Here is a 2,782-nt window from a genome sequence, read left to right as displayed (position 1 = left end):
CGATCTTGATATTGGGTGGTGCGCAACTGTTGGCCCTGGGTGTTATTGGCGAGTATCTGGGTCGCTTGCACCTTAATGTGAATCGTAAACCACAGTATGTGATCCGGCATTTGGATGGTGGTACGCGGCCAAGACCATCTGCCGAACAAAAACCTGTTCACCAACAAGGTTAACCATGGCGTTTTTGTCGCAAGAACAATTGTTAGCCATGGGCTTTAGGTCGCTGGGGAAAAACGTGCGTATCAGCGACAGGGCGGCGATTTACAACGCCGACCAAATCGACATTGGCGATCATTCGCGCATTGACGATTTTTGCGTTGTTTCTGGCAAAGTGTCCCTTGGCCGTAATGTGCATATTGCCGTGTTTTGCAATGTGGCTGGTGGCAGCGCGGGTGTGACCTTTGACGATTTTTCAGGTCTCGCTTATGGCTGCCAAGTCTTTTCGCAAAGTGATGACTACACCGGCAGAACCTTGACCAATCCCACGGTGCCAGCCACCTACAAACGGGAAACAAAAAGAGCGATCCACATCGGACGGCACTGCATCGTTGGTACGAGTTCGCTAATTTTCCCAGGGGTGACGCTGGCCGAAGGCTGCTCGGTCGGTGCCATGTCGATGGTCACAAAATCTACCGAAGCATGGTCTGTTTATTCTGGCGTGCCAGCCAGAAGATTGAAAGACCGCAAGCGAGATCTTCTGGCACTTGAGCAGGCTTATCTGGACAGTGAACGCTAGCCATGCTGGCGCATCGGCAGTTCATACGGTATGTGGTGGTGGGCTTGGTCTCCAATGCAATCATTTATGTCATCTATCTTGTCCTGACGCAGCTTGGCATGGGTCATAAACTGGCGATGAGCCTGCTGTACGCGGTCGGCGTGCTGCAGACCTTTTTTTTCAACAAGAAATGGTCCTTCCGTTTTGACGGCGCTGCCAGCCCTGCACTGGTACGCTACGCCACGGCTTATGCGCTGGGCTATATCGTCAACCTGTCAGCGCTCATGCTGCTGGTCGATCAGATGGGGCTACCGCACCAATGGGTGCAGGGCGCGATGATTGTGGTGGTTGCCGTGATGCTTTTTCTGGCGCAACGCTATTGGGTTTTTCCCCAGCTTTCAAGGAGTGATGCGACATGAAACATTGCCTGCGCTGCCAGGCCGACTTTGTGGCCTCAGACTGGCTCTGCCCGGCCTGTGCGCACTTGCCTGCGATCGTTGATGGTTTTCCGCTGCTAGCCCCGGCGCTGGCCGAAGGCGGTGCCGGTTTCCCCCCTGAAGCGTTTGAACAACTGGCCGCGCTGGAAGCGCAAAACTTCTGGTTTCGCTCGCGAAACAAGTTGATTGTGTGGGCGCTCAAGCGCCACTTTCCTGCCATGCAGCATTACCTGGAAATTGGTTGTGGCACCGGTTATGTGCTGGCCGGTGTGGCCCAGGCCTACCCTGCGGCCAGGCTGGTTGGCAGCGAAATATTCAGCGCGGGTTTGCCCTATGCCGCGTCCCGCGTGAAGGCTGCCGAGTTGCTGCAAATGGATGCCAGGCAGATTCCCTACGTGGATGAGTTCGACGCGATGGGTGCCTTTGATGTGTTGGAGCACATCGAAGAAGACGAGCAGGTGCTGGCCGCCATGTGGCGCGCGCTGCGATCCGGCGGCGGCATCGTCATTACCGTGCCCCAGCACCCCTGGTTATGGAGCTCAACGGATACCCACGCCTGCCATGTGCGCCGCTACAAAGTGGGCGAGCTGCGCGAAAAAGTGCAGCGGGCCGGTTTTACGCTGGCGTATGAGACATCTTTTGTCAGCTTGCTGCTGCCCGTCATGCTGGCCTCGCGCCTGGGCAAGCAGCGCAAGAAACCAGACGAACCTGGCCTGTCAGAGTTACGCTTGCCGGGCTGGCTCAACCAGGTGTTTGAAACCACCATGAACCTTGAGCGCCAGTTGATCCGCGTCGGGCTGCGCTTTGGCTTGGGCGGGTCGCGGCTGCTGGTTGCCACCAAAGAGAAATAACGTGATGAACATCCCCTTCAACAAACCCTACATGACCGGCAAAGAGCTGTGGTACATCTCGCAGGCGCACGCCAGCGGCCACTTGGCGGGCGACGGCCAGTTCACCAAAAAGTGCAATGCCTGGCTGGAGCAGCGCATTGGCAGCCAAAAGGCGCTGCTCACGCACTCGTGCACCGGCGCGCTGGAGATGGCGGCCATCTTGGCTGACATCCAGCCGGGCGACGAGGTGATCATGCCGTCGTACACCTTTGTCTCTACCGCCAATGCCTTTGTGCTGCGCGGCGGGGTGCCGGTGTTTGTGGACATTCGGGCCGACACGCTGAACATTGACGAGACCAAGATAGAAGCGGCCATCACGCCGCGCACCAGGGCGATTGCGCCGGTGCATTACGCGGGGGTGGCGTGCGAGATGGACACCATCATGGACATTGCCCGGCGCCACCAGTTGCTGGTGATCGAGGACGCCGCGCAGGGCATCATGTCGAGCTACAAGGGGCGTCCGCTGGGCAGCATCGGCCACATGGCGGCGCTGTCGTTTCACGAGACCAAGAACATCATCAGTGGCGAAGGCGGCGCGCTTTTGATCAACGATGCCCGTTTTGTCGAGCGCGCCGAGATGGTGCGCGAAAAGGGCACCAACCGCAGCCAGTTCTTCAGGGGGCAGGTGGACAAATACACTTGGGTGGATATGGGCTCGTCGTATTTGCCGGGTGAAGTGATTGCGGCTTTTTTGTGGGCGCAAATGGAAGAGGCCGATGCCATCAACCAGCGCCGCCTGG

At 57.9% G+C, this 2,782-nt stretch carries 4 protein-coding genes; all 4 read left to right on the top strand.

The genetic code is table 11. From position 1 onward, the window contains the following. Nucleotides 1–175 precede the first annotated feature (175 nt). A complete protein-coding gene (locus IBX54_RS14130; protein WP_296543295.1) occupies nucleotides 176–736 on the top strand; it encodes an acyltransferase in 561 nt (186 codons plus the stop codon). Nucleotides 737–768: 32 nt separating this feature from the next. After that, the gene (locus tag IBX54_RS14125; protein ID WP_296543294.1) at nucleotides 769–1,134 is read left to right on the top strand and encodes a GtrA family protein; all 366 of its coding nucleotides are present in this window, start codon (nucleotides 769–771) and stop codon (nucleotides 1,132–1,134) included. Then, nucleotides 1,131–2,003, top strand: coding sequence for a bifunctional 2-polyprenyl-6-hydroxyphenol methylase/3-demethylubiquinol 3-O-methyltransferase UbiG (locus tag IBX54_RS14120; RefSeq protein WP_296543293.1), 873 nt, complete (start codon nucleotides 1,131–1,133; stop codon nucleotides 2,001–2,003). The genes IBX54_RS14125 and IBX54_RS14120 overlap by 4 nt, the downstream gene beginning before the upstream one ends. A 4-nt stretch (nucleotides 2,004–2,007) precedes the next feature. Next, a partial coding sequence (gene rffA / locus IBX54_RS14115; RefSeq protein WP_296543292.1) for a dTDP-4-amino-4,6-dideoxygalactose transaminase occupies nucleotides 2,008–2,782 on the top strand: 775 nt, incomplete at its 3' end.

Origin of the sequence: Rhodoferax sp. (assembly GCF_014859475.1) — a bacterium.
Lineage (GTDB): Bacteria > Pseudomonadota > Gammaproteobacteria > Burkholderiales > Burkholderiaceae_C > Rhodoferax.
This window is presented reverse-complemented; position numbering and strand designations above follow the sequence as displayed.

Bases quoted from the DNA above. Each gene is read 5' to 3' on its own strand.
- IBX54_RS14120 (WP_296543293.1), top strand. From the start codon at position 1,131: ATGAAACATTGCCTGCGCTGCCAGGCCGACTTTGTGGCCTCAGACTGG.
- IBX54_RS14130 (WP_296543295.1), top strand. From the start codon at position 176: ATGGCGTTTTTGTCGCAAGAACAATTGTTAGCCATGGGCTTTAGGTCG.